Source organism: Lelliottia jeotgali, from assembly GCF_016771845.1.
Classification (GTDB): domain Bacteria; phylum Pseudomonadota; class Gammaproteobacteria; order Enterobacterales; family Enterobacteriaceae; genus Enterobacter; species Enterobacter jeotgali.
This window is the reverse complement of record NZ_JAENMQ010000003.1, coordinates 22,586-46,158: the sequence shown is the minus strand read 5'-3', so window position 1 is coordinate 46,158 and position 23,573 is coordinate 22,586. Positions and strand designations below refer to the sequence as shown.

Genomic DNA, 23,573 nt, shown 5'->3' with positions numbered 1-23,573 from the left:
TGGACGCAATGATAACTGAAAATAAACTATCGTACTAGCATATTAGTACATGCGGCGATTCAGTCCCATGATGTCGAGGATTTTTGTGGCGATCTCTTCGACCGAATAGTTGGTGCTATTCAGCCACGGAATCTGATTCTTGCGATACAGGGCTTCCACTTCTGATACTTCCATACGGCACTGGCGCATCGAGGCATAGCGGCTGTTTTCGCGACGCTCCTCGCGAATGGCGGCCAGACGCTCTGGATTAATCGTCAACCCAAACAGCTTATGTTGCAGTGGTTTCAGAGCGGCAGGCAGCACAAGGTTATCCATATCATCAGCAATAAACGGATAGTTTGCCGCGCGGATACCAAACTGGAGAGCAAGATAGAGACTGGTCGGCGTTTTACCGCAACGCGACACGCCGAGCAAAATCACCTGTGCCTGGTCGAGATTGCGCATCGAAATACCGTCGTCATGGGCGAGGGTGTAATCGATGGCGGCGATGCGTGCGTCGTACTTCACCAGATTGCCGGGGTTCAGACCGTGGGTGCGATGGGCGATGGGCGTCGGGTCGAGCTTAAGTTCGCCCTGTAACGGGGCCACCAGGGCCTGCACGATATCCTGACAAAAACCTTCACTCTGCAAAATAATGGTACGAATTTCGGGGATAACGATGGAATAGAAGACTAACGGACGCACACCGGTTTGCTGGAAAATTGCATCAATTTGCTCTTTCACCGCCTTTGCCCGGCTCTCGTTTTCAACAAACGGCAGCGTGATGCTATTAATCGCAACGGGGAATTGCGACATCACCGCATGCCCCAGCACCTCGGCGGTGATCGCCGTACCATCAGAAATATAAAAAACATGGCGATCCACAGCATTATCCATTTTATCCACCCTGAATAGCGTACGTAATTGCCTGAAAGCATAAATTAAAAAAGTAAAATACACAGCAAAGAACTTGTCTGAATTATAAATGAAATGGTGTTTTTGATTTTACTGAAAAGTGGATTTCATTTTTAAAATAGACGCTTAGTTTTAAGGGTTTTTGTACGAATCTATAGGAATCATCGGGTTAGCGCCTGATGGGAAAGTGTCCGAAAAACAGAAAAATAAAAGTGCTTACACGATTCACCGTTTTTTTGCGGGGAATAAATATGCCAGTATAAATACGAAGTCAGGCGTTACTTACTCCGTTTAAATATCACAAAAGGATTGTTTCGATGTCCAACAATGGCTCGTCACCGCTGGTGCTTTGGTATAACCAACTCGGCATGAATGATGTAGACAGAGTTGGAGGCAAAAATGCCTCCCTGGGTGAAATGATTACAAATCTGTCGGGTATGGGCGTTTCCGTACCGAACGGGTTTGCCACAACTGCCGACGCGTTTAACTATTTTTTAGACCAGAGCGGTGTTAACCAGCGCATTTACGACCTGCTGGATCAAACGGATATTGATGATATTGCCGCGCTGAACAAAGCCGGTGCACAAATCCGCCAGTGGATCATCGACACACCTTTCCAGCCGGAGCTGGAAAAAGCCATTCACGATGCTTATAACCAACTCTCTGCCGACGACGCGCAAGCCTCGTTCGCCGTGCGTTCCTCTGCCACCGCAGAAGACATGCCGGACGCCTCTTTTGCCGGACAGCAGGAAACCTTCCTGAACGTTCAGGGCTATGACGCGGTGCTGGTGGCGGTGAAGCATGTGTTTGCCTCCCTGTTTAACGACCGCGCGATCTCCTATCGCGTGCATCAGGGCTATGACCACCGTGGCGTGGCGCTCTCTGCGGGCGTGCAGCGTATGGTGCGCTCGGACATCGGCTCATCCGGCGTGATGTTCTCCATTGACACTGAATCCGGTTTCGACCAGGTGGTGTTTATCACTTCCGCCTGGGGTCTGGGCGAAATGGTGGTGCAAGGCGCGGTCAATCCAGATGAATTCTACGTACACAAACCGACGCTGGCGGCTAACCGTCCGTCGATCGTGCGCCGCACAATGGGTTCCAAAAAAATCCGTATGATCTACGCCCCAAGCCAGGAACATGGCAAACAGGTGAAAATCGAAGACGTGCCGCAGGAGCAGCGCGATCGCTTCTCGCTGACCGATGCGGAAGTTCAGGAACTGGCGAAACAGGCCGTTCAGATTGAGAAACATTACGCTCGTCCGATGGATATCGAATGGGCGAAAGACGGCCACACTGGCAAATTGTTTATCGTGCAGGCTCGTCCTGAAACCGTGCGTTCGCGCGGCCAGGTGATGGAGCGTTACACCCTACATGCGCAGGGCAAAATCGTTGCTGAAGGGCGTGCGATTGGTCATCGTATCGGTGCCGGTCCGGTGAAAGTGATCCACGACATCAGCGAGATGGACCGTATTCAGCCTGGCGACGTGCTGGTGACGGACATGACCGACCCGGACTGGGAACCGATCATGAAGAAAGCCGCGGCCATCGTCACTAACCGTGGTGGACGTACCTGTCACGCGGCGATCATCGCTCGTGAACTGGGCATTCCGGCGGTTGTTGGCTGCGGCGACGCCACCGAGCGCATGAAAGACGGCGAGAAAGTCACCGTCTCCTGTGCCGAGGGCGATACCGGCTACGTTTACGCGGATATCCTCGACTTCAGCGTGAAAAGCTCCAGCGTCGACACCATGCCGGACCTGCCGCTGAAGATCATGATGAACGTCGGTAACCCGGATCGCGCGTTTGATTTCGCCTGTCTGCCGAACGAAGGCGTCGGCCTGGCACGTCTGGAATTTATCATTAACCGTATGATCGGCGTGCACCCGCGCGCGCTGCTGGAGTTTGACGACCAGACTCCACAATTGCAGAACGAAATCCGCGAAATGATGAAAGGCTACGACTCGCCGAAAGAGTTCTATGTTGGCCGTCTGACGGAAGGGATCGCCACTCTGGGCGCGGCATTCTATCCGAAACGTGTGATTGTGCGTCTGTCGGACTTTAAGTCCAACGAATACGCCAACCTGGTGGGCGGCGAGCGCTACGAGCCGGAAGAAGAGAACCCGATGCTCGGCTTCCGTGGGGCTGGTCGCTACGTGGCCGACAGCTTCCGCGACTGCTTCGCCCTCGAATGTGACGCGGTAAAACGCGTGCGCAACGAGATGGGGCTGACCAACGTCGAAATCATGATTCCGTTCGTACGTACCGTCGATCAGGCCAAAGCGGTGATCGATGAGCTGGCGCGCCAGGGTCTGAAGCGTGGCGAGAACGGGCTGAAGATCATCATGATGTGCGAAATCCCGTCCAACGCCTTACTGGCTGAGCAGTTCCTGGAACATTTTGATGGCTTCTCTATCGGCTCTAACGATATGACGCAGCTGACGCTCGGTCTGGACCGTGATTCCGGCGTGGTATCTGAGCTGTTCGATGAACGTAACGAAGCGGTGAAAGCGCTGCTGTCGATGTCCATCCGCGCCGCTAAGAAACAGGGCAAATACGTCGGGATTTGTGGGCAAGGCCCATCCGATCACGAGGACTTTGCCGCCTGGCTGATGGAAGAGGGGATCGACAGCCTATCCCTGAACCCGGATACCGTGGTGCAAACCTGGTTGAGCCTGGCAGAACTGAATAAGTAACATTGACCTTGCCGTCTCTTTTATTCTGTAAAAGGGACGGCAACACACTATTCCCCCAGTATGCTCCCCGTCACACTTACCGCAATTAACCAAATATCGTAATCAGTCTGTTAATTTCTACAATTGTTAGCCCGCGAAGCGCTGCTAATAATTGAGCCTTACTGCGCATTACCCTACATCTTGCGCACTGGTTGAAATACGTTTTAACCTGATAAAAGGCTATTAAAAATGACGATCTCCTCTGTATTACGTACCAAAGATAAAATAGGTTACGGACTCGGCGATATGGCAAGCGCCCTGGTCTGGCAGACTGCCACCTTATTTCTGGCTTATTTCTATACGGATGTATTTGGTTTACCTGCGGCGATTATGGGCACCATGTTTCTGGTGGTGCGTGTGGTGGATGCTTTTGTCGATCCGTGCATTGGCGCGCTGGTGGATCGCACCCAGACGCGGCACGGGCGTTTTCGACCCTGGCTGCTGTGGTTCGCTATTCCGTTTGGCGTGAGTTGTTTGATCACCTTTTACGTGCCGGATGTCGGCCCAACGGCAAAAATTGCTTACGCCTGTGTCACTTACACATTGCTGAGCCTGATCTATTCGGCAATTAACGTGCCGTACTGCGCGATGCCCGGTGCGCTGACGATGGATCCGCGTGAACGTCACTCCCTGCAATCATGGCGCTTTGGCTTGTCCTTTATCGGCGGACTGATCGTGACGGTTATTGCTCTGCCGCTGGTATCACACTTAGGCGACGGCAACGTCCAGAAGGGCTATTTCTATGCTATGAGTCTGATGGGCCTGTTAGGCATCATCTTATTCTTCATCTGCTTCTTTATGACCCGTGAGCGTTATTCTCCGCGAAATGACACCTCCGGCTCGATGCTCACGGATTTAAAACTGTTAGCCGGTAACAGCCAATGGCGTATTGTTTTTGTGTTTAATATTTTGCTGCTCACGGCAGTGGTGACGCGCGGCTCCGCCACCCTATATTACGTCAATTATGTGCTGTTACGCCCTGATTTAGTGTTTGCGTTTATTGTCTCCGGAATGGTCGCCTCCTTAAGCGGTGCCTTATTATCTGAAAGATTATTGGGTAAATTTGACCGCGTCCGCGCCTACCAATGGACGATTATTTCCTTTGTGATTTTTGGTGCGCTGATTTTCTTCCTGCCGCCGACGCAAATCTGGCTGATCTTCGGTCTGAATATCATCTTCAGCTTTATTCAAAACCTCACCACCCCGCTGCAATGGACCATGTTCTCGGACGTGGTGGATTACGAAGAACACCGTAGCGGCCGACGTCTGGACGGGCTGGTGTTTTCCACCGCGCTGTTCGCCATCAAATTCGGCCTTGCCCTCGGCGGTGCCGTGGTCGGCTGGGTGCTGGGAATGATGAACTACGTGCCTGGGCAGGAAATGCAAAGTCCGCAGGTGCTCACCACCATTAATGCCCTGTTCACCCTGATCCCCTGCGTGCTGTTTATCGGCATGGTGGTGCTGCTCTCTGTTTACAAACTGAACAGCCGCCGGGTGGATTCCATCGCAAGAGAGCTTGCCAGCAAGCGCGAAGCGCGTACCGATGCGGGGCAAACCCCGGCCTTTCATTCCGCTACACAGGAGTAAAACATGACTGCCATCTACAAGGACGCGGGCTATCCCGTGCAGGAACGTGTCGCTGACTTACTGGCGCGTATGACCCCGGAAGAGAAATTCGCGCAGATGCACGCTTACTGGCTGATTCTCGATGAGAACGGGAACCATCGTGAACGCAGCGACCTCAGTGACGAATTTGCGGGCGTGAGTGAACAGGCCGCGTTAAGCGAACGGCTAAAACTCGGGGTTGGGCAAATCACCCGCCCGTTAGGGACGCATATTGTCGATGCCCACACCGGCGTGCGTGCGGCTAACAGGCTGCAACGGATGATGATTGAGGAAACCCGCCTCGGTATCCCGGCGCTATTCCACGAAGAGTGCCTGGTCGGCTTGCTGTGCAAAGACGCGACGCTGTTCCCGTCATCCCTGAACTACGGTTCGACCTGGGACCCGGAGCTGGTCAAGCGCGCGGCGCAGCAGATTGGTCATGAGGCGCGTTCGGTGGGCTGTCAGCAGGGGCTGGCTCCGGTGCTGGATGTCTCCCGCGATGTGCGCTGGGGGCGTACCGAAGAGACGTTCGGCGAAGATCCGTGGCTGGTGGGCGTGATGGCGACGGCTTATGTCGAAGGACTGCAGGGCGAAAAACGCGATCTGCTCGCGACCCTCAAACACTACGTCGGCCACTCGTTTAGCGAAGGGGCGCGCAACCATGCCCCGGTCCATCTCGGTTTCTGCGAGCTGAATGACACCTTCCTGCTGCCATTTGAGATGGCGGTAAAACGGGCCAACGCCGGATCGGTGATGCCGGCCTATCATGATATCGACAATCAACCTGGCCACAGTGACAGCTTTTTGCTGACCACCGTTCTTCGCGAACAGTGGGGCTTCGACGGGATTGTGGTGGCCGACTACGGCGGCGTCAGCCTGCTGCATCAGCATCACGGCATTTCCCACGACGCCGCCGAATCCGCTGCACTGGCCTTCAACGCCGGGCTGGACGTGGAGCTGCCGAAAGATGACTGCGCCCGCCATCTCGCGGAGGCGGTCGAACGCGGGCTGATTACGTTGGAGAAGGTCGATGAAATCGTCTCCCGCGTGCTCAGCGAAAAATTCCGCTTAGGCTTGTTTGAGCATCCCTATACGCAAGAAGAGAATATCGATCTGCAGAATGCGCAAACCCGTCAGGTGGCGCGCGAGGTCGCGACCCGCTCGCTGACGCTGCTGGAAAACAACGGCGTGCTGCCGATATCCGGTAAACCGCGCGTGGCGGTCGTCGGGCCGACCGCTGACGATCCGCTGGCGCTGCTGAGCGGCTACAGCTTCCCGGTGCATCTGATCATCAGCGATATGGTCGAAGAGACCTCGCAGGTGACGACGCCGCTTGCCGCCCTGAAAAATTATCTCGGGGATGATCAGGTGCGCTACGCCAAAGGCTGTCACATCATTGAGCACCGAATGGCGGGTGCGCCGGTCTTCCCCGGCGACAGCGGCGGCAAGCCGATGCAGCAATCGCCAGTGTCGTTTGATACCAGCCTGATCCCGCAGGCGGTGAGCGCCGCTCAGGAGAGCGACATCGTGGTCGCCTGCGTCGGCGATCTGGCTGGATTATTCCAGAGCGGCACTGTCGGCGAAGGCTCTGATACGGACAGTCTCAACTTGCCTGGCGTGCAACAGCAACTGCTGGAAGCGCTGGTGGCGACTGGCAAACCGGTGGTGGTAGTCATGACTGGCGGGCGTCCATACAACCTGCAAGGTCTGGAAGATAAAATTGCGGCTCTGTTGCTGGCCTGGGCTCCAGGGCAGGAGGGCGGTTGGGCGATTGCTGATGTACTGACCGGACGTGCCGAACCGCAGGGACGCCTGGTGGTGAGTGTTCCGAAAAGCGCCGGAGCGATGCCGTACTACTACAACCACAAGCTGAAAAGCGGCGGCACGCCGTTCGCCTTCCACTTTGGTTCGCGTTATCCCTTCGGTTTTGGCCTCGGCTGGACACAATTCTCCTGCGAATCTGTGCGTCTTGCGCAAACCACTGTTCCAGTGGATGGCGAAGTGACCCTGAGCGTGGAAGTCAAAAACAGCGGTGAGCGCAGCGGTAGCGAAGTAGTGCAGGTGTATGTGCGCGACAAAGTGGCTTCGATGGTGCGCCCGTTGCAGGAACTCAAAGCGTTTCAGCGCGTGACGCTGTCGCCTGGCGAAACAGCGACGCTCACCTTCAGTCTACCGGTGGATATGTTTAACTTCACCCGGCGCGACGGCAAAAGAGTGGTCGAACCTGGCGAGTTTGAGCTGCAGGTCGGTTTGTCATCGGCGGATATTCGCGGCGCGGTGACGGTGAATGTTTTCGGAGAGACGCATATATTGCCGAATGACTGGCGGATGCTGAGTTTGTGTGAGGTCAAACACGCGTAATCCGGATAAAAAAAAGCCCTTCGTGGGAGAAGGGCAAAGACTACACACAGCAATTCGTTGTTTCACTCAGGGGATTTCCATGCTTATAAATCAATGTGTTGATTCATAACCGTGAAGTAATAGTAGGTCATGCGACGTTTTTGCGTCGATCAGATTCGTCTCAATAGTTTAAGAACTATGAAGATTTTGCGAGGTGAATGGCGTGAAGATGCGGGGTGGGGCTGAGAAAAGTCCTAATACAGATTAGCTCGCCTTAAGTATCAGGCGGGTTTCCCCGCCTGAGGATTAATTACTGCTTATTCTTATCTTCAAGCTCATGCAGAACCACATCCGGGTCGGTTGCAGGCGCTGGGATTTCGTGAACCCACGCGGAGAACAGACGCCAGGTCACTGCCAGCAGTACAGGGCCGATAAACAGTCCGATCATGCCAAAGGCAATTAACCCGCCGATGACGCCGGAGAGGATAAGAATCAGCGGCAAATCTGCACCCATGCGAATCAGCATCGGACGGATAACGTTATCCATCGTACCGACCACGCAGCTCCAGACTAGAAGCACCGTACCCCAGGTGGTATCGCCGCTCCAGTAAAGCCAGATAATGCAGGGAATGAGCACTAATAACGGCCCAAGTTGCACCAGGCAGGTGAGGATCATGATGACCGTGAAAATGGTCGCGTACGGCACACCGGTGATCGCAAGCCCTATTCCGCCGAGAACCGCCTGCACCAGCGCTGTGACTACCACGCCCAGCGCCACGGCGCGCACAGCTTGCGCCGCCAGCAGCACAGCAGCATCACCGCGAGTCCCCGCGAGGCGCGTCGCAAAATGACGCACGCCATGCGCAACTTGTTCACCGCGCCAGTAAAGCAGGGCGCTGAAGAGCAGCATCAGGGTACAGTGCATCATAAAGTGGCCGATATTGGCCGCCTGGGCGATAAACCAAGTGGTTGTTGTGCCAACGTACGGACGCACTTTCGCCATGATCGCGCTGCCGCCCATCTCCAGCAAGCTATGCCAGCCGCTGTAAAGCTTGGCGCCGACCAGTGGAATGCTGTTGAGCCACGCCAGATCCGGCACGGTCATCTCACCGCTTGTTATCCCGCGGATCACCGGCCCGCTGGTATCGACCAGGCTGTTAACCAGCAGCGCAATCGGAATAATGAAGACTAAAAAAAGCAGCAACGTCATCACCAGCACGGCGAGCGTACGGCGACCGAACAACAATTTCTGCAAGCGCAACAGCAGCGGCCAGGTGGCGACGACCACCGTACCTGCCCACGCAAATCCAAGGATGAACGGACGAACTATCCATAGACACGCAATGATCATGATGGCTAAAAACAGCACCGACAGCAGTATTTGCGCAACGTCCCTGGGCTGACGAGAAGTGACCATAAATGAAATTTACCTTAAATGAAGACCAGACAGTCTGGCCAAAACTGAAAACCGCATCCCTTAATCATTAGTGATTTCAGCGGTTTTTGACAGGCGAATTCTGCCCGTAATTCTGCTGGGCGTATAAGAAAAAAATGTGATACAACAATTCAAAGGCAAGTACAACGCAAACGATAAACAACTCTAATTAGGGTCTTCCGTAATGATCCCATTGATTTCTCAGGCACCCGGCGTCGTTCAGCTGGTGCTGACTTATTTGCAAGCACTGGAGCAACAGGGTTTTACAGGTGATACCGCCACCAATTATGCCGACAGGCTGACGATGGCGACCGACAACAGTATCTATCAGTTACTTCCCGATGCCGTCGTATTTCCTCGCTCGACCGCCGATGTGGCGCTGCTTTCTCGTATTGCCGCCCAGGAGCGTTTCGCCTCGCTGGTCTTTACGCCGCGCGGTGGCGGCACTGGCACCAATGGTCAGGCTCTGAATCAGGGCATCATCATTGATATGTCTCGTTACATGAACCGCATCATTGAGATCAACCCGGAAGAGGGCTGGGTGCGCGTCGAAGCGGGGGTGATTAAAGATCAGCTCAACCAGTTCCTGAAACCCTATGGTTACTTCTTTGCCCCGGAATTATCCACCAGCAACAGGGCGACACTTGGCGGGATGATTAACACCGATGCCTCCGGGCAGGGGTCGCTGGTGTACGGTAAAACCTCCGATCACGTGCTGGGCGTGCGCGCGGTTCTTTTGGGGGGCGACATTCTCGATACTCAGGCGATGCCGGTGCAACTGGCCGAAACCCTCGGGCAGGACAACACGGCGGTCGGGCGCATCTATCGCAGCGTGCTCGACAGCTGTCGCGATAATCGCCAGCTGATTCTGGATAAATTCCCGAAACTGAACCGTTTCCTGACCGGCTACGATCTGCGCCACGTCTTTAATGACGATCTCAGCGAGTTCGACCTGACCCGCATTCTGACCGGCTCCGAAGGGACGCTGGCCTTTATCACCGAAGCACGTCTGGATATCACCCGTCTGCCAAAAGTGCGCCGTCTGGTCAACGTCAAATACAACTCCTTCGATGCTGCCCTGCGCAATGCGCCCTTTATGGTCGATGCGCGCGCGCTGTCGGTGGAAACTGTCGACTCGAAAGTGCTCAACCTGGCGCGGGAAGATATCGTCTGGCATTCGGTGAGCGAACTGATCACCGACGTGCCGGATAAAGAGATGCTGGGCCTGAACATTGTCGAATTTGCAGGCGATGATGAGGAACTTATCGATTCACAAGTTCAGACACTCTGTGCTCGCCTGGACGAACTGATCGCTCAGGGTGAAGGCGGTGTGATTGGCTGGCAGCTGTGTAACGATCTCTCGGGTATTGAACGAATTTACGCGATGCGTAAAAAAGCGGTCGGCCTGCTGGGGAATGCCAAAGGCGCGGCCAAACCGATTCCGTTCGCGGAAGATACCTGCGTGCCGCCGGAACATCTGGCGGATTATATTGTGGAGTTTCGCGCGCTCCTCGACAGCCACGGCCTGAGCTACGGCATGTTTGGCCATGTGGATGCGGGCGTGTTGCACGTGCGCCCGGCGCTGGACATGTGCGACCCACAGCAGGAGATCCTGATGAAACAGATCTCCGACGACGTGGTGGCGTTGACGGCAAAATACGGCGGCCTGCTGTGGGGCGAGCACGGAAAAGGCTTCCGCGCGGAGTACAGCCCGGCGTTCTTCGGCGAGCAGCTTTACGGCGAACTGCGCAAAATCAAAGCCGCGTTTGACCCGAAGAACCGTCTCAACCCCGGCAAAATCTGCCCGCCTGCAGGCGTGGACGATCCGATGATGCAGGTTGATGCGGTAAAACGCGGCACCTATGACCGTCAGATCCCGATTGCGGTACGATCATCATGGCGTGGAGCGATGGAGTGTAACGGCAACGGCCTGTGCTTTAACTTCGACGTGAAAAGCCCGATGTGCCCGTCGATGAAAATCACCAGCAACCGTATTCACTCACCAAAAGGGCGGGCGACACTGGTGCGCGAATGGCTGCGTCTGCTGGCCGATCGCGGTGTCGATCCGTTGAAGTTAGAAAACGATCTGCCGGAAAAACGTGCAAGTTTGCGCACGCTGATCGAGCGTTCCAGGAACAGTTGGCATGCGAGTAAGGGCGAGTACGATTTCTCCCATGAAGTGAAAGAGGCGATGTCCGGCTGTCTGGCTTGTAAAGCCTGCTCGACACAATGTCCGATTAAAATCGACGTGCCGGAGTTCCGCTCGCGCTTCTTGCAGCTGTATCACTCCCGCTATCTGCGCCCGATGCGCGATCATCTGGTGGCGACGGTCGAAAGCTATGCCCCGCTGATGGCGCGCGCGCCGAAGACCTTTAACTTCTTTATTAACCAGCCGCTGGTGCGCAAACTTTCCGAAAAACATATCGGGATGGTCGATCTGCCGCTGCTTTCAGCGCCTTCTCTACAACGCCAGCTGGTTGGACACCGTTCGGCCAATATGACGCTGGAACAGCTGGAAGCCCTGAGCGATGAGCAAAAAGCGAAAACCGTGCTGGTGGTGCAGGACCCGTTTACCAGCTATTACGATGCGCAGGTAGTGGCCGATTTTGTTCGTCTGGTGGAGCGCGTCGGCTATCAGCCGGTGGTGCTGCCGTTCTCGCCTAACGGCAAGGCGCAGCACATCAAAGGCTTCCTTAATCGTTTTGCCAAAACGGCGCAGAAAACGTCAGATTTTCTGAACCGCATCGCGCAGTTGGGTATGCCGATGGTCGGCGTCGATCCGGCGCTGGTGCTCTGCTATCGCGATGAGTACAAACAGACGCTGGGCGACAAACGCGGTGATTTCAGCGTTATGCTGGTTCACGAATGGCTGCCCGCTGCGCTGCAATCTACTGTCGCGAAAGAGGTCAGCGGCGAAGCATGGTATTTGTTCGGCCACTGTACGGAAGTCACGGCGTTGCCGGGCGCTCCTGCGCAGTGGGCGTCTATTTTCGCGCGCTTTGGTGCGAAGCTGGAAAACGTCAGCGTCGGTTGCTGTGGTATGGCCGGAACCTACGGCCACGAAGTGAAAAACCATGCTAACTCGCTGGGGATCTATGAATTATCATGGCATCAGGCGATGCAGCGCCTGCCGCGTAATCGCTGTCTGGCGACGGGGTATTCCTGTCGCAGCCAGGTGAAACGCGTGGAAGGCAGCGGCGTTCGCCATCCATTGCAGGCTTTACTGGAGATTATGGGATGATCTGGAAACGTACCGTCACGCTTGAGGCGTTGAATGCGATGGGCCAGGGCAATATGGTCGGCCTGCTGGATATTCAGTTTACACGCATTGGCGAAAACGACCTGGAAGCCACCATGCCAGTGGACAGCCGCACGCATCAGCCGTTTGGTCTGCTGCACGGCGGCGCGTCAGTGGTGCTGGCCGAAACCCTAGGATCGGTGGCGGGTTATCTCTGTACCGAAGGCGAGCACAAAGTGGTGGGACTGGAGGTCAACGCCAACCACATTCGCTCCGTGCGCAGTGGGCGCGTGCGCGGTGTGTGTCGCGCACTCCACGCGGGAGGTCGTCATCAGGTATGGCAAATCGACATTTTCGACGAACAGGAAAGGCTGTGCTGCTCGTCGCGTCTGACGACGGCGGTGGTTTAAATTTCGGTAAACATCCGTGATGAATTGTCTTTGGTCAAAAATTGGTCAGGCGGAAGTGCTATACTGGTCAGGTTTTGTACATAGAGAGGATGTTATGGATACCGAAATGAACCCCACCCAACTGGCAGTAGAGTTTTTACGTCGCGATAAGAGCAACCTGTCTCCGGCGCAGTACCTGAAAAAGCTGAAACAGCTTGAACTGGAGTTTGCCGATCTGCTCGCGCTCTCTTCAAATGAACTGAAAGAAGAGATCTACTTTGCCTGGCGGTTAGGCGTTCACGTCCATTAATCACCCGCTTGTTGAAAAGGCCGCTAATGCGGCCTTTTTTGTTTTTGTCCTTTGTGAGTTCAAGGTCTTATAACCACAAATGGATAATGGTTTATCTAAAATAAAGACCCTATAATCTCCATCCCTTTTCGAGTCTTAAGTTTAAGCTGGAGGATAAATGGAGCTTAGCCGGAGGCAGTTCTTTAAGATCTGCGCGGGCGGTATGGCAGGAACCACTGTTGCATCTCTCGGATTTTTATCATCATTTTCTGCGCACGCAGAAGCCCGTCAATACAAACTCTTAAAAGCAAAAGAGACGCGTAATAACTGTACATACTGCTCAGTCGGTTGCGGCATGCTGATGTACAGCCTCGGCGACACCGCCAAAAACGTCACAGAAAGTATCTATCACGTCGAAGGCGACCCGGATCATCCGGTCAGTCGCGGTTCCTTGTGTCCAAAAGGGGCCGGCGTACTGGATTATATTCACAGCGACAACCGACTGTTGTATCCCGAATACCGCGCGCCTGGCTCTGATAAGTGGCAGCGAATCTCCTGGGATGAGGCGATCGAGCGCATCGCCCGGCTGATGAAAGCGGACCGCGACGCCAACTTTATCGAGAAAAACGCCCAGGGACTGACGGTCAACCGCTGGACCACCACCGGCATGCTCTGCTCTTCGGCGGCCAGCAACGAAACCGGGATTCTCGACGGCAAATTTGCCCGCGCGCTGGGGATGGTCGCCATCGACTGCCAGGCGCGACTTTGCCACGGCCCGACCGTCGCCGCGTTGGCCCCAACGTTCGGTCGTGGGGCGATGACCAACAACTGGGTGGATATCAAAAACGCCAACGTGGTACTGATCATGGGTGGCAACGCCGCCGAAGCGCACCCGGTCGGCTTCAAATGGGTGATCGAAGCGCAGACCAAAAACGACGCTACGATAGTCGTTGTGGATCCGCGCTTTAACCGCAGCGCCGCGGTGGCGGATCTGTATGCCCCGATCCGCGCCGGGTCTGACACCGCCTTTTTGCTCGGTGCCATCCGCTATCTGATCGAACATGACGCCATTCAGCACGAATACGTACGCGCCTACACCAACGCCAGCCTGATTATTCGCGATGACTACACCTTTGATGACGGTCTGTTCAGCGGGTACGACGCCGAAAAACGTCAGTACGACAAATCGAGCTGGTTCTATCAACTGGACGAGCAAGGCCACGCCCTGCGCGACGAGACGCTGAGCCATCCGCGCTGCGTCTGGAACTTACTCAAAGCGCACGTCGATCGCTACACGCCAGAGATGGTCAATCGTCTTTGCGGCACCTCGATCGATGACTTCAACCGCATCTGCGAGATCCTCGCCAGCACCAGCGTGCCGAATCGCACGGCGACCATTTTGTACGCTCTCGGCTGGACGCACCACTCGGCAGGCGCGCAGATCATCCGTGCCGCCGGAATGCTGCAACTCCTGCTCGGCAATATCGGCATGGCGGGCGGCGGGGTGAATGCCCTGCGCGGGCACTCCAATATTCAGGGCTATACCGATCTCGGTTTGCTCTCCACCAATCTGCCGGGATACATGCCGCTGCCGTCGGAAAAACAGCCGGATTATCAAACCTATATTTCGCAAATTACGCCGCCAGCGCTTGGTCTGAATGAGGTCAACTACTGGCAAAATACGCCGAAATTCTTTATCAGCATGATGAAAAGTTTCTGGGGCGATCGCGCCACGGCGGAAAACAACTGGGGCTACGACTGGCTGCCGAAGTGGGATCGTCTGTACGACGTGATGACCCAGGCGAAGCTGATGCTCGACGGCAAAATTAACGGTTACATCGTGCAGGGCTTCAACCCGCTGGCGGCGTTCCCGGATAAGAACAAATCCGCGCGAGCGCTGGCGAAACTCAAGTACATGGTGGTGATCGACCCGCTGGTGACCGAATCCTCGACCTTCTGGCAGCACCACGGCGAGATGAACGACGTCGATCCGAAAGAGATTCAGACCGAAGTGTTCCGCCTGCCATCGTCCTGTTTTGCAGAAGAGGACGGCTCGATCGCCAACTCCGGCCGCTGGCTGCAGTGGCACTGGGCGGCGGCGGAGCCACCGGGTGAGGCGATGCACGACGGCAAAATTCTTGGGCGTCTGTTTACGCGCCTGCGTGAGCTGTATCAGCAGGAGGGCGGGGCAAATCCTGAGCCGGTGCTGAACATGTCGTGGAATTACAAAAATCCGCGCGACCCGCACCCGGAGGAGATCGCCCGGGAAGCCAACGGTATGGCGCTCGCCGATCTGTATGACGACAAAGGTCAGCTGATCGCCAAAAAAGGGCAGCAGCTCAGCAGCTTTGCGCAGCTGCGTGACGACGGCACGACCAGCAGCTTCTGCTGGGTGTACTGCGGGAGCTGGACCGAGCAGGGCAATCAGATGGCGAACCGCGACAACAGCGATCCCTATGGTCTGGGCTGCACGCCGGGCTGGGCGTGGTCGTGGCCCGCGAACCGCCGCATTCTCTATAACCGCGCGTCGGCGGATGTCGCCGGTAAACCCTGGGACCCGCAACGTGCGTTGCTGCACTGGGACGGAAAAAAGTGGGCTGGCATGGACGTGGCGGATTACAACGCCTCCGCACCGGGCACAAACGTCGGGCCGTTTATCATGAACCCGGAAGGGGTGGCGCGCCTGTTCTCCATCGACAAGATGAACGACGGCCCGTTCCCGGAACATTACGAACCGCTTGAATCGCCGATTGGCACCAATCCGCTGCATCCGAATGTGATCTCCAGCCCGGTGGCGCGCGTGTTCAAGGAAGACGTTGCCAATATGGGCCACGCGGCCGACTTCCCGTATGTCGCCACCACTTACTCGATCACCGAACTGTTCCGCCACTGGACCAAACATGCGCGGCTCAACGCCATTGCCCAGCCCGATCAGTTTATCGAGATGGGCGAAGCGCTGGCACAGCAGAAGGGTATCGTCGCCGGAGACGTGGTGAAAGTGACCTCGAAACGGGGGTATATCAAAGCCAAAGCGGTGGTCACCAAACGCCTGCAAACGCTGACCATTGATGGGCGTCAGATCGACACCATTGGCATTCCGTGTCACTGGGGCTTTGAAGGGGCCACGCGCAAAGGCTTCCTGGCCAATACGCTGACGCCGTCCGTCGGTGACGCCAACTCGCAAACGCCTGAATACAAAGCGTTTTTAGTCAACATCGAGAAGGCGTAAGGGAGGCCGCGTATGTCTATGCAATCACAAGATATTATCAAACGTTCGGCCACCAACGTCATGACCCCGCCGCCGCAGGCGCGGGATTTCAAAGCCGAAGTCGCGAAGCTTATCGACGTTTCGACCTGCATCGGCTGCAAAGGCTGTCAGGTGGCGTGCTCGGAGTGGAACGATATTCGCGACGAGGTCGGCGTGTGCGAGGGCGTATATGACAACCCGATGGATTTGAGTGCCAAATCCTGGACGGTGATGCGCTTTAGCGAAACCACGCAGAACAACAAACTGGAGTGGCTGATCCGCAAGGACGGCTGCATGCATTGCGCGGAGCCGGGCTGTCTGAAAGCTTGCCCGTCCGCCGGGGCGATCGTTCAGTACGCCAACGGGATTGTCGATTTTCAGTCTGAGCACTGCATCGGCTGCGGATACTGCATCGCCGGGTGTCCGTTCAACATTCCGCGTCTCAATCCTGACGACAACCGTGTCTACAAATGTACGCTGTGCGTGGATCGCGTCAGCGTCGGTCAGGAGCCGGCCTGCGTCAAAACCTGTCCGACCGGTGCAATTCATTTCGGCACTAAAAAAGAGATGCTGGAGCTGGGCGAATCGCGTGTGATGCAGCTGAAAAAACGCGGCTACGCGCACGCGGGCGTTTATAACCCGCAGGGTGTGGGCGGGACGCATGTCATGTACGTGCTGCATCACGCCGATCAGCCGGAGCTGTATCACAATCTGCCGACGGATCCGAAGATCAGTCTGCCGGTGGATCTGTGGAAGGGGATCCTCAAGCCGCTCTCTGCCGCCGGGTTTATCGCCACCTTCGCGGGGCTGATTTACCACTACATTGGCGTGGGGCCAAACAAGGAGACGGACGACGACGAAGAGGAGAATCCGCATGAGTAAGAGCAAAATGATCCTGCGCACAAAGTTTATCGACCGCGCCTGTCACTGGACGGTGGTGATCTGCTTCTTCCTGGTGTCGTTATCCGGTATTGCGCTCTTTTTCCCGACGCTCCAGTGGCTGACGGAAACCTTCGGCACCCCGCAGATGGGGCGCATCTTGCATCCGTTTTTTGGCGTGCTGATCTTTTTCGCGCTGATGTTTATGTTTGTTCGCTTTGTGCATCACAACATTCCGGATAAGCAGGATCTGCCGTGGATCAAGGGCATTGTCGAAGTGCTGAAAGGCAACGAGCATAAGGTGGCGGATGTCGGGAAGTATAATGCCGGGCAGAAAATGATGTTCTGGAGCATTATGAGCCTGATTTTCGTCCTGTTGGCGACGGGGGTGATCATCTGGCGTCCTTACTTTACCCACTACTTCCCGATTTGGCTGGTGCGCTGGAGTCTGTTAATCCACGCCACGGCGGCGATTGTGCTGATCCACGCCATTCTGATCCATATCTATATGGCGTTTTGGGTGAAGGGATCGATTACCGGCATGATTGAAGGGAAGGTGAGCCGCCGCTGGGCGAAGAAACACCATCCGCGCTGGTATCGTGAGGTTGAGGCAAAAGAGGAAGAGTAAAATGGGGTTGCCGGGTGGCGGCTGCGCCTTACCCGGCCTACATTCGAGGTTCTTGTTGCCGGGTGGCGGCGATGCCTTACCCGGCCTACAGTTGAGGTTCTTGTTGCCGGGTGGCGGCTGCGCCTTACCCGGCCTACGTTTGAGGTTCTTGTTGCCGGGTGGCGGCTGCGCCTTACCCGGCCTACGTTTGAGGTTCTTGTTGCCGGGTGGCGGCTGCGCCTTACCCGGCCTACATTCGAGGTTCTTGTTGCCGGGTGGCGGCGATGCCTTACCCGGCCTACGTTTGAGGTTCTTGTTGCCGGGTGGCGGCTGCGCCTTACCCGGCCTACATTTGAGGTTCTTGTTGCCGGGTGGTGGCGATGCCTTACCCGGCCTACGTTTGAGGTTCTTGTTGCCGGGTGGCGGCGATGCCTTACCCGGCCTACATTCGAGGTTCTTGTTGCCGGGTGGCGGCGATGCCTTACCCGGCCTACGGTTGAGGTTCTTGTTACCGGGTGGCGGCTGCGCCTTACCCGGCCTACGTTTGAGGTTCTTGTTGCCGGGTGGCGGCGATGCTTTACCCGGCCTACATTCGAGGTTCTTGTTGCCGGGTGGCGGCGATGCCTTACCCGGCCTACGGTTGAGGTTCTTGTTGCCGGGTGGCGGCTGCGCCTTACCCGGCCTACAGTTGAGGTTCTTGTTGCCGGGTGGCGGCTGCGCCTTACCCGGCCTACATTTGAGGTTCTTGTTGCCGGTTGGTGGCGATGCCTTACCCGTCCAACGGTTGAGGTTTTTGTAGGCCGGGTAAGCGAAGCGCCACCCGGCAATACAGGCTAAACGTTCACCGCATCAATCAACCGGGTTTTCATCGACTGATACGCCGAGGCGGCATAATCTTCCGCCCAGCGCTGATCGTCGATCGCCTCCAGCTGCACCGCGCAGTATTTCGTTTCCGGCGTTTTTGACGTCGGGTCGAGATTATCCTGCGTCAGTTCGTTGCAAGCTCCGATCCACCACTGATAAGTCATATACACGGCACCTGCGTTAATACGTTCGCTGATGTTCGCTCGGGTGATCACTTTCCCGCGACGCGAACGCACCCAGACCAGCTGCCCGTCAGAAACACCAAGCGCATCCGCATCAACCGGATTCATCTGCACGCGCCCCGGTTCATCGGCCAGGCTTTGCAACGCGGCACAGTTGCCTGTCATTGAACGACACGAATAGTGGCCGACTTCACGCACCGTACACAGCACCAGCGGATAGTCCGCGTCCGGCACTTCCGCCGGCGCGCGCCATTCGGCGGCAAACAGCTGGCCTTTGCCATTTGGCGTATCGAACTGATTGTCTTTGTACAGGTACGGCGTGCCGGGGTGATCCAACGTTGGGCACGGCCATTGAATGTGGCCCATTTCGCCCATTTTTTCGTAGGTCACGCCGAAGAACAGCGGGCACAGATCGCGCATTTCGTCCCAGATTTGCTGGTTGGAATCGTAATGCATCGGATAGCCCATTGCGCTGGCGAGCAGGCTGATGATCTCCCAGTCACGCTTGACGTTCCCACTGGCCTCGATCGCTTTGCCGAAGCGCTGGAAGCCGCGGTCCGCGCAGGTGAAGACGCCGCCGTGCTCGCCCCATGAAGTGGCTGGCAACAATACATCCGCCACTTCAGCCGTTTTGGTCATGAAGATGTCCTGGACGACCACGAAATCGAGCGCTTCAAAGCCACGGCGCACCAGGCCGAGATCGGCTTCGGTCTGGAGCGGATCTTCACCCATGATGTAATAGGCTTTGATTTTGCCTTCCAGCGCCAGATGCGGCACTTCAGTGATGCGCGTCCCGACCTGGTCATCCATGTCGTTAACGTTAATTCCCCATGCATCGGCGAACTTCGCGCGCACGGCGGCGTCGGTCACATCCTGATAGCCGGGGAACATATTTGGCAACACGCCCATATCGCACGCACCCTGGACGTTGTTTTGTCCGCGAACCGGGCCGACACCCACTGCAGGGCGGCCAAGATTGCCGGTCAGTAACGCCAGACTGGAAAGGCCTTTCACCACATCCACAGCCTGACCGAACTGAGTCACGCCCATGCCCCACATCACCGTCGCGGACGGTGCGGCGGCAAAGGTGCGCATCGCCTGGCGCACATCCCGCGCCGAAACACCGGTCAGATGCTCGACCTTTTCAGGTGCATAATCGTTAACCGTCTGACGATAGGCATCGAGGCCATCCGCGAAGCGCGCGACGTAGTTTTTGTCGTACAGCTCCTCTTCCAGCAGGACGTAGCCAAAGGCATTGACCAGCGCCATATTGCTGCCGTTATTGAGCTGTAAATGCTGATCGGCGATGCGCGCGGTTTCGATACGGCGCGGATCGCAGACGATGATCTTCGCGCCGTTCTGGCGGGCTTTAAGCACCCGGCGCGCCACGATAGGGTGCGAATCCGCACAGTTATAACCAAACACCAACAGGCATTTTGAGTTCTCAATATCGTTAATCGAGTTACTCATCGCCCCGTTGCCCAATGTTTCCTGTAAACCTGCCACCGATGGCCCGTGGCAGACGCGGGCGCAGCAGTCCACGTTATTGGTGTTAAGGACACCGCGCGCAAATTTCTGCATCACGTAGTTGGTTTCGTTGCCGGTTCCGCGTGAGGAGCCAGTGGTCATAATGGATCGCGGGCCATGCTGTTCTTTGATCGCTTTCAGTTTGCTGGCGGTGTAGCGGATGGCTTCTTCCCAGGTGACAGGGGTGAATTTGTCGCCTTTGTGGTAGCGGATCATCGGCTGGGTGAGGCGAGGGGTGAGTAGACGGGTATCGTTAAGAAAGTCCCAGCCGTAAAAACCTTTCAGGCACAGGGTACCCTGGTTAGTGACGCCATCAGCGGCTTCGGCACGGATGATACGATTGTTCTCGACCACGAGATTTAATTTACAGCCTGCGCCACAGTAGGGGCAGACGCTTGCGATTTTTTTCATCAATAACAGACCTGTTAAGAGTGAATGAGCGTCATCTGACATCCTGCCTAAAGCAGGTTCTGTGCCAGAATTTCATTCTATTGATTTAACAGGTTTTATTGATTTTTGAGCCGCACGCTCGACATGACATTCGACAGAAGTGTCGACAAAATGAGAAGGCCAGTGAGAAACCGCTACGGTGGCGATAATCTCGTCTGGCCTGTCTGGCGGGAAATTGTGTTTTTAGATATCGTCCATGGTATAGCCAACCACAATTTCCAGAGTCTTACGGATCACATCGGCGGTCACCACATCTTCGGTGGTTTCGAGCGCGGTGATCAGCCATAAAATAATGGCTTTATTGGTCAGATGTCCTTCTGACGCCATAATGCTGCTAACTGCGGTAGCAAAAAGGGCCGACTCTTCAGCCAGTCGGTCACCAGAATTACGGAAATACTCAGACAGAGGGTTGTCGTAAAAACCAGCATACAAAGCGGGTTGAACCTGAATATTTTGTCTCATTTATTCTCACCGTAAGGGGTTATTGATCGGTTGCTGTTAATGGATATTGTTTCTGCCGCCGGGCTTACCATCACCAAATAGCGGGAAAACGTTATCCTTCTGCTCACTTTTCATACCGTTCAGATCCCTCTGAGGACGCGCTTTTTTTCGCTGCGCAAACGGCGTATTGCTGGCGTTGATTTCCAGAATCACCGCCGCAAGCGCTTCACAACGGCGCGGATCGCTCTCCCGCGCTGCCATGTCCTGCAATCTCTTCACAAGAGATTGTTTACTGACAGGACCGTGCTCTTTTAAAAGAGACAAAACGGCCTCGCCAATGAGTTCATCTGTTAGTTGCTCTGTTTCACTTCTGTTCATAACTGCATCTCTGATCGCCGCAGGTTGACGTCCCGCACTGCGGCATTAAGTCAGAACCCTTGCTTGGGGTCTGCTGAAGATTGCCAGGTCTTACTGAAGCCTGAAACGTTCCTTCGTCAGAATTGACTTTAAAACCAGGTGATCTGTTAAATGGGTTTGCTATTGGGTCTTAGCGATCAAATAGCAAACCAATCAATGTGTGGTAATGGGTCTCTTCTTCCGGCCCTGATGCCGTATCGAGGCGGCTAAGAAGCTTGGTGCACAGGGTCTTACGATTCAGATTGCGGCCATCACTCAGGATCTCCACCACAATTTGTCCGAGCGTTTCCTGCTGTGTCGGCAGCGCGGCTTTCTCAAAATACTGGACAATGGCGTTGCCACTGTCGGGAATGTAGCTGTTCTGACGCATGTATCACTCCTGTAAAATTAAGTAGTCAGCTAAGTTACAATTTAAGTTATACGTTTTTTTAAAAGCTGTACATTTTTGGTGTACAGTTTTTAACGTTAATTTTGATCAAAAAGTGCTATTCATTTATTATCAGATAGTTACAAGAAAAATCATCTCTTAACAGTACAGAATATATTGTACAAGATGTTTCACTCTGAAAATGTGTCCTACACGGGAGGTGGAACAGCAGATTGCAGCTAAACTGACTGGGGTGTGAAATGTTTGTTAATTAATGTGGTATAACAACGACCTGGGCACTTCGTGTGTCAACGGCAACGCCCCTTTAAACTCCCGGAAAAACTATGCTCACGACAATAATTTACCGCAGTCATCTGTGCGAAAACGTTCCGGTAAAAGCGCTGGAAGAGATGGTCGCGGCGGCCAATATTAAAAATGGGGAATCCGATGTCACCGGGATTTTACTGTTTAACGGCACCCATTTCTTTCAACTTCTGGAAGGCCCTGAAGAGAGCGTTTTCCGGATCTATACCAACATTTGTCATGACAAACGCCATTACAACCTGGTGGAACTGCTGTGCGATTACGCTCCGTCTCGGCGCTTTGGCAAAGCAGGCATGGAGCTGTTTGATTTAAGAACCTATGAGCGGGAAGAAGTGCTCCAGCACGTTCTTGATAAAGGGACGACAAAGTATCAATTGACCTACAACGATCGCGCGCTGCAATTCTTCCGAACCTTTGTCGAAGCCACGGAAAAAGAGAATTACTACGAAATACCTGACGGCAGCAGCTGGGATTTTATTGCTGACGACGACGCAAATCCGGCGCGTTCCATTGAGGTGGATGAAACGGCGGATTGCGGCTTTGCATTTCAGCCTATTGTTGACCCGTTCGCCCAGCAGGTGGTCTCCTTCGAGGCGCTGATCCGTACAGCAGACGGCGGCTCTCCGCAAACGTACTTTAACGCGTTTTCCGGCAACGATATTTACGCAGCGGATCTCCAGAGTAAGAAGATGGCGTTTGCGATGGCGGGAAAATTGGGCCTGAAAGAACAGGCGTTATCCGTTAACTTATTGCCGATGACGCTGGTGAATGTGCCCGGCGCGGTGGGTTTCTTGTTAAATGAGATTGAAGCCAACGGCCTGGTACCTGAGCAGATCGTGGTCGAGTTTACCGAGAGCGAAGTTATCTCGCGCTTTGATGAATTTAAAGACGCGGTCCGGCAGCTAAAAAGCGCCGGTATCAGCGTGGCTATCGATCACTTTGGCGCGGGATTCGCCGGGCTTTTGCTGCTGGCACAATTTCAGCCCGACAGAATCAAAATAAATCGCGATCTGGTGGCGGACGTTCACCGCAGCGGGCCTCGTCAGGCGATTATTCAGGCGATCATCAAATGCTGTTCTTCACTCGAAATTTTGGTGTGCGCGGTGGGTGTCGAAAAAGCCGAAGAGTGGATGTGGCTTGAGTCGGCAGGGATTTCTCAGTTCCAGGGACATCTGTTTGCCAGCCCGTGCTTCGCCGGAATACCGTCGATTGCGTGGCCAGAGAAAAAAGCGGGAATGTAAGCAACGCTAAAGTCGAAACAGCTGTACAAAAAAACCAGCGTCAGGGAATCTTGTACAAAATGGGCTTGAACCCTGATGATTTGTTAGTTATACAATGAATTT

At 55.1% G+C, this 23,573-nt stretch carries 16 protein-coding genes and 1 other RNA gene; 10 read left to right on the top strand and 7 right to left on the bottom strand.

Features of this window, described 5'->3' with window-relative positions; translation table 11 throughout:
• Nucleotides 1–42: 42 nt before the first annotated feature.
• On the bottom strand, nt 43–876 hold the full coding sequence (gene ppsR, locus JBO43_RS08985) for a posphoenolpyruvate synthetase regulatory kinase/phosphorylase PpsR (RefSeq protein WP_095281737.1): 834 nt from the start codon (nt 874–876) through the stop codon (nt 43–45).
• Between the two features lie 335 nt (nt 877–1,211).
• On the opposite strand from ppsR, the gene ppsA reads away from it, so the two are divergent.
• The 3 genes from ppsA (at nt 1,212) to JBO43_RS08970 (ending at nt 7,595) form a co-directional block, all read left to right on the top strand.
• On the top strand, nt 1,212–3,590 hold the full coding sequence (gene ppsA / locus JBO43_RS08980; RefSeq protein ID WP_103946451.1) for a phosphoenolpyruvate synthase: 2,379 nt from the start codon (nt 1,212–1,214) through the stop codon (nt 3,588–3,590).
• Nucleotides 3,591–3,818: 228 nt separating this feature from the next.
• Nucleotides 3,819–5,216: an MFS transporter gene (locus JBO43_RS08975; RefSeq protein ID WP_103946450.1), complete on the top strand. Its 1,398-nt coding sequence runs from the start codon at nt 3,819–3,821 to the stop codon at nt 5,214–5,216.
• Between the two features lie 3 nt (nt 5,217–5,219).
• A complete protein-coding gene (locus tag JBO43_RS08970; protein ID WP_202674141.1) occupies nt 5,220–7,595 on the top strand; it encodes a glycoside hydrolase family 3 N-terminal domain-containing protein in 2,376 nt (791 codons plus the stop codon).
• A gap of 5 nt (nt 7,596–7,600) precedes the next feature.
• Here the strand turns inward: JBO43_RS08970 and rprA are convergent.
• Nucleotides 7,601–7,708, bottom strand: an RNA gene (gene rprA, locus JBO43_RS08965) — antisense sRNA RprA.
• Nucleotides 7,709–7,884: 176 nt separating this feature from the next.
• On the bottom strand, nt 7,885–8,991 hold the full coding sequence (gene ydiK, locus JBO43_RS08960) for an AI-2E family transporter YdiK (RefSeq protein WP_202674140.1): 1,107 nt from the start codon (nt 8,989–8,991) through the stop codon (nt 7,885–7,887).
• 202 nt (nt 8,992–9,193) lie between these two features.
• Between ydiK and ydiJ the strand changes: the two genes are divergently transcribed.
• From ydiJ to fdnI, 6 genes are all read left to right on the top strand, one after another.
• Entirely contained in the window at nt 9,194–12,250 is a 3,057-nt protein-coding gene (gene ydiJ, locus JBO43_RS08955; protein WP_202674139.1) for a D-2-hydroxyglutarate dehydrogenase YdiJ, read from the top strand.
• Nucleotides 12,247–12,657 (top strand): 1,4-dihydroxy-2-naphthoyl-CoA hydrolase, encoded by a 411-nt coding sequence (gene menI, locus JBO43_RS08950; protein ID WP_095281743.1) that lies wholly within the window; start codon nt 12,247–12,249, stop codon nt 12,655–12,657. Before ydiJ ends, menI begins: the two co-directional genes overlap by 4 nt.
• 94 nt (nt 12,658–12,751) lie before the next feature.
• Nucleotides 12,752–12,946: a YdiH family protein gene (locus JBO43_RS08945; protein ID WP_095281744.1), complete on the top strand. Its 195-nt coding sequence runs from the start codon at nt 12,752–12,754 to the stop codon at nt 12,944–12,946.
• A gap of 157 nt (nt 12,947–13,103) precedes the next feature.
• On the top strand, nt 13,104–16,154 hold the full coding sequence (fdnG, locus tag JBO43_RS08940) for a formate dehydrogenase-N subunit alpha (protein ID WP_202674138.1): 3,051 nt from the start codon (nt 13,104–13,106) through the stop codon (nt 16,152–16,154).
• Nucleotides 16,155–16,166: 12 nt separating this feature from the next.
• On the top strand, nt 16,167–17,054 hold the full coding sequence (gene fdxH, locus JBO43_RS08935; RefSeq protein WP_103948486.1) for a formate dehydrogenase subunit beta: 888 nt from the start codon (nt 16,167–16,169) through the stop codon (nt 17,052–17,054).
• Nucleotides 17,047–17,679, top strand: coding sequence for a formate dehydrogenase-N subunit gamma (gene fdnI, locus JBO43_RS08930; protein ID WP_095281747.1), 633 nt, complete (start codon nt 17,047–17,049; stop codon nt 17,677–17,679). Before fdxH ends, fdnI begins: the two co-directional genes overlap by 8 nt.
• An 812-nt stretch (nt 17,680–18,491) precedes the next feature.
• On the opposite strand, the gene fdhF is transcribed toward fdnI, so the two are convergent.
• The 4 genes from fdhF to ycgZ all read right to left on the bottom strand — a co-directional run bounded on the left by fdhF (nt 18,492) and on the right by ycgZ (nt 21,909).
• Nucleotides 18,492–20,642: a formate dehydrogenase subunit alpha gene (gene fdhF / locus JBO43_RS08925; protein WP_095281748.1), complete on the bottom strand. Its 2,151-nt coding sequence runs from the start codon at nt 20,640–20,642 to the stop codon at nt 18,492–18,494.
• Nucleotides 20,643–20,864: 222 nt separating this feature from the next.
• A complete protein-coding gene (locus JBO43_RS08920; protein ID WP_165790603.1) occupies nt 20,865–21,143 on the bottom strand; it encodes a biofilm development regulator YmgB/AriR family protein in 279 nt (92 codons plus the stop codon).
• Between the two features lie 36 nt (nt 21,144–21,179).
• Complete coding sequence (locus JBO43_RS08915; RefSeq protein ID WP_103946443.1) at nt 21,180–21,500, bottom strand: hypothetical protein; 321 nt, start codon at nt 21,498–21,500, stop codon at nt 21,180–21,182.
• Nucleotides 21,501–21,669: 169 nt separating this feature from the next.
• The gene (gene ycgZ / locus JBO43_RS08910; protein ID WP_095281750.1) at nt 21,670–21,909 is read right to left on the bottom strand and encodes a regulatory protein YcgZ; all 240 of its coding nucleotides are present in this window, start codon (nt 21,907–21,909) and stop codon (nt 21,670–21,672) included.
• 341 nt (nt 21,910–22,250) lie between these two features.
• Between ycgZ and JBO43_RS08905 the strand changes: the two genes are divergently transcribed.
• Entirely contained in the window at nt 22,251–23,471 is a 1,221-nt protein-coding gene (locus JBO43_RS08905; RefSeq protein ID WP_202674137.1) for a diguanylate phosphodiesterase, read from the top strand.
• The last annotated feature ends 102 nt before the right edge of the window (nt 23,472–23,573 follow it).

Coding starts and splice junctions, on each gene's coding strand:
- ppsR (WP_095281737.1), bottom strand. CDS start 876: ATGGATAATGCTGTGGATCGCCATGTTTTTTATATTTCTGATGGTACG.
- ppsA (WP_103946451.1), top strand. CDS start 1,212: ATGTCCAACAATGGCTCGTCACCGCTGGTGCTTTGGTATAACCAACTC.
- JBO43_RS08975 (WP_103946450.1), top strand. CDS start 3,819: ATGACGATCTCCTCTGTATTACGTACCAAAGATAAAATAGGTTACGGA.
- JBO43_RS08970 (WP_202674141.1), top strand. CDS start 5,220: ATGACTGCCATCTACAAGGACGCGGGCTATCCCGTGCAGGAACGTGTC.
- ydiK (WP_202674140.1), bottom strand. CDS start 8,991: ATGGTCACTTCTCGTCAGCCCAGGGACGTTGCGCAAATACTGCTGTCG.
- ydiJ (WP_202674139.1), top strand. CDS start 9,194: ATGATCCCATTGATTTCTCAGGCACCCGGCGTCGTTCAGCTGGTGCTG.
- menI (WP_095281743.1), top strand. CDS start 12,247: ATGATCTGGAAACGTACCGTCACGCTTGAGGCGTTGAATGCGATGGGC.
- JBO43_RS08945 (WP_095281744.1), top strand. CDS start 12,752: ATGGATACCGAAATGAACCCCACCCAACTGGCAGTAGAGTTTTTACGT.
- fdnG (WP_202674138.1), top strand. CDS start 13,104: ATGGAGCTTAGCCGGAGGCAGTTCTTTAAGATCTGCGCGGGCGGTATG.
- fdxH (WP_103948486.1), top strand. CDS start 16,167: ATGTCTATGCAATCACAAGATATTATCAAACGTTCGGCCACCAACGTC.
- fdnI (WP_095281747.1), top strand. CDS start 17,047: ATGAGTAAGAGCAAAATGATCCTGCGCACAAAGTTTATCGACCGCGCC.
- fdhF (WP_095281748.1), bottom strand. CDS start 20,642: ATGAAAAAAATCGCAAGCGTCTGCCCCTACTGTGGCGCAGGCTGTAAA.
- JBO43_RS08920 (WP_165790603.1), bottom strand. CDS start 21,143: ATGAGACAAAATATTCAGGTTCAACCCGCTTTGTATGCTGGTTTTTAC.
- JBO43_RS08915 (WP_103946443.1), bottom strand. CDS start 21,500: ATGAACAGAAGTGAAACAGAGCAACTAACAGATGAACTCATTGGCGAG.
- ycgZ (WP_095281750.1), bottom strand. CDS start 21,909: ATGCGTCAGAACAGCTACATTCCCGACAGTGGCAACGCCATTGTCCAG.
- JBO43_RS08905 (WP_202674137.1), top strand. CDS start 22,251: ATGCTCACGACAATAATTTACCGCAGTCATCTGTGCGAAAACGTTCCG.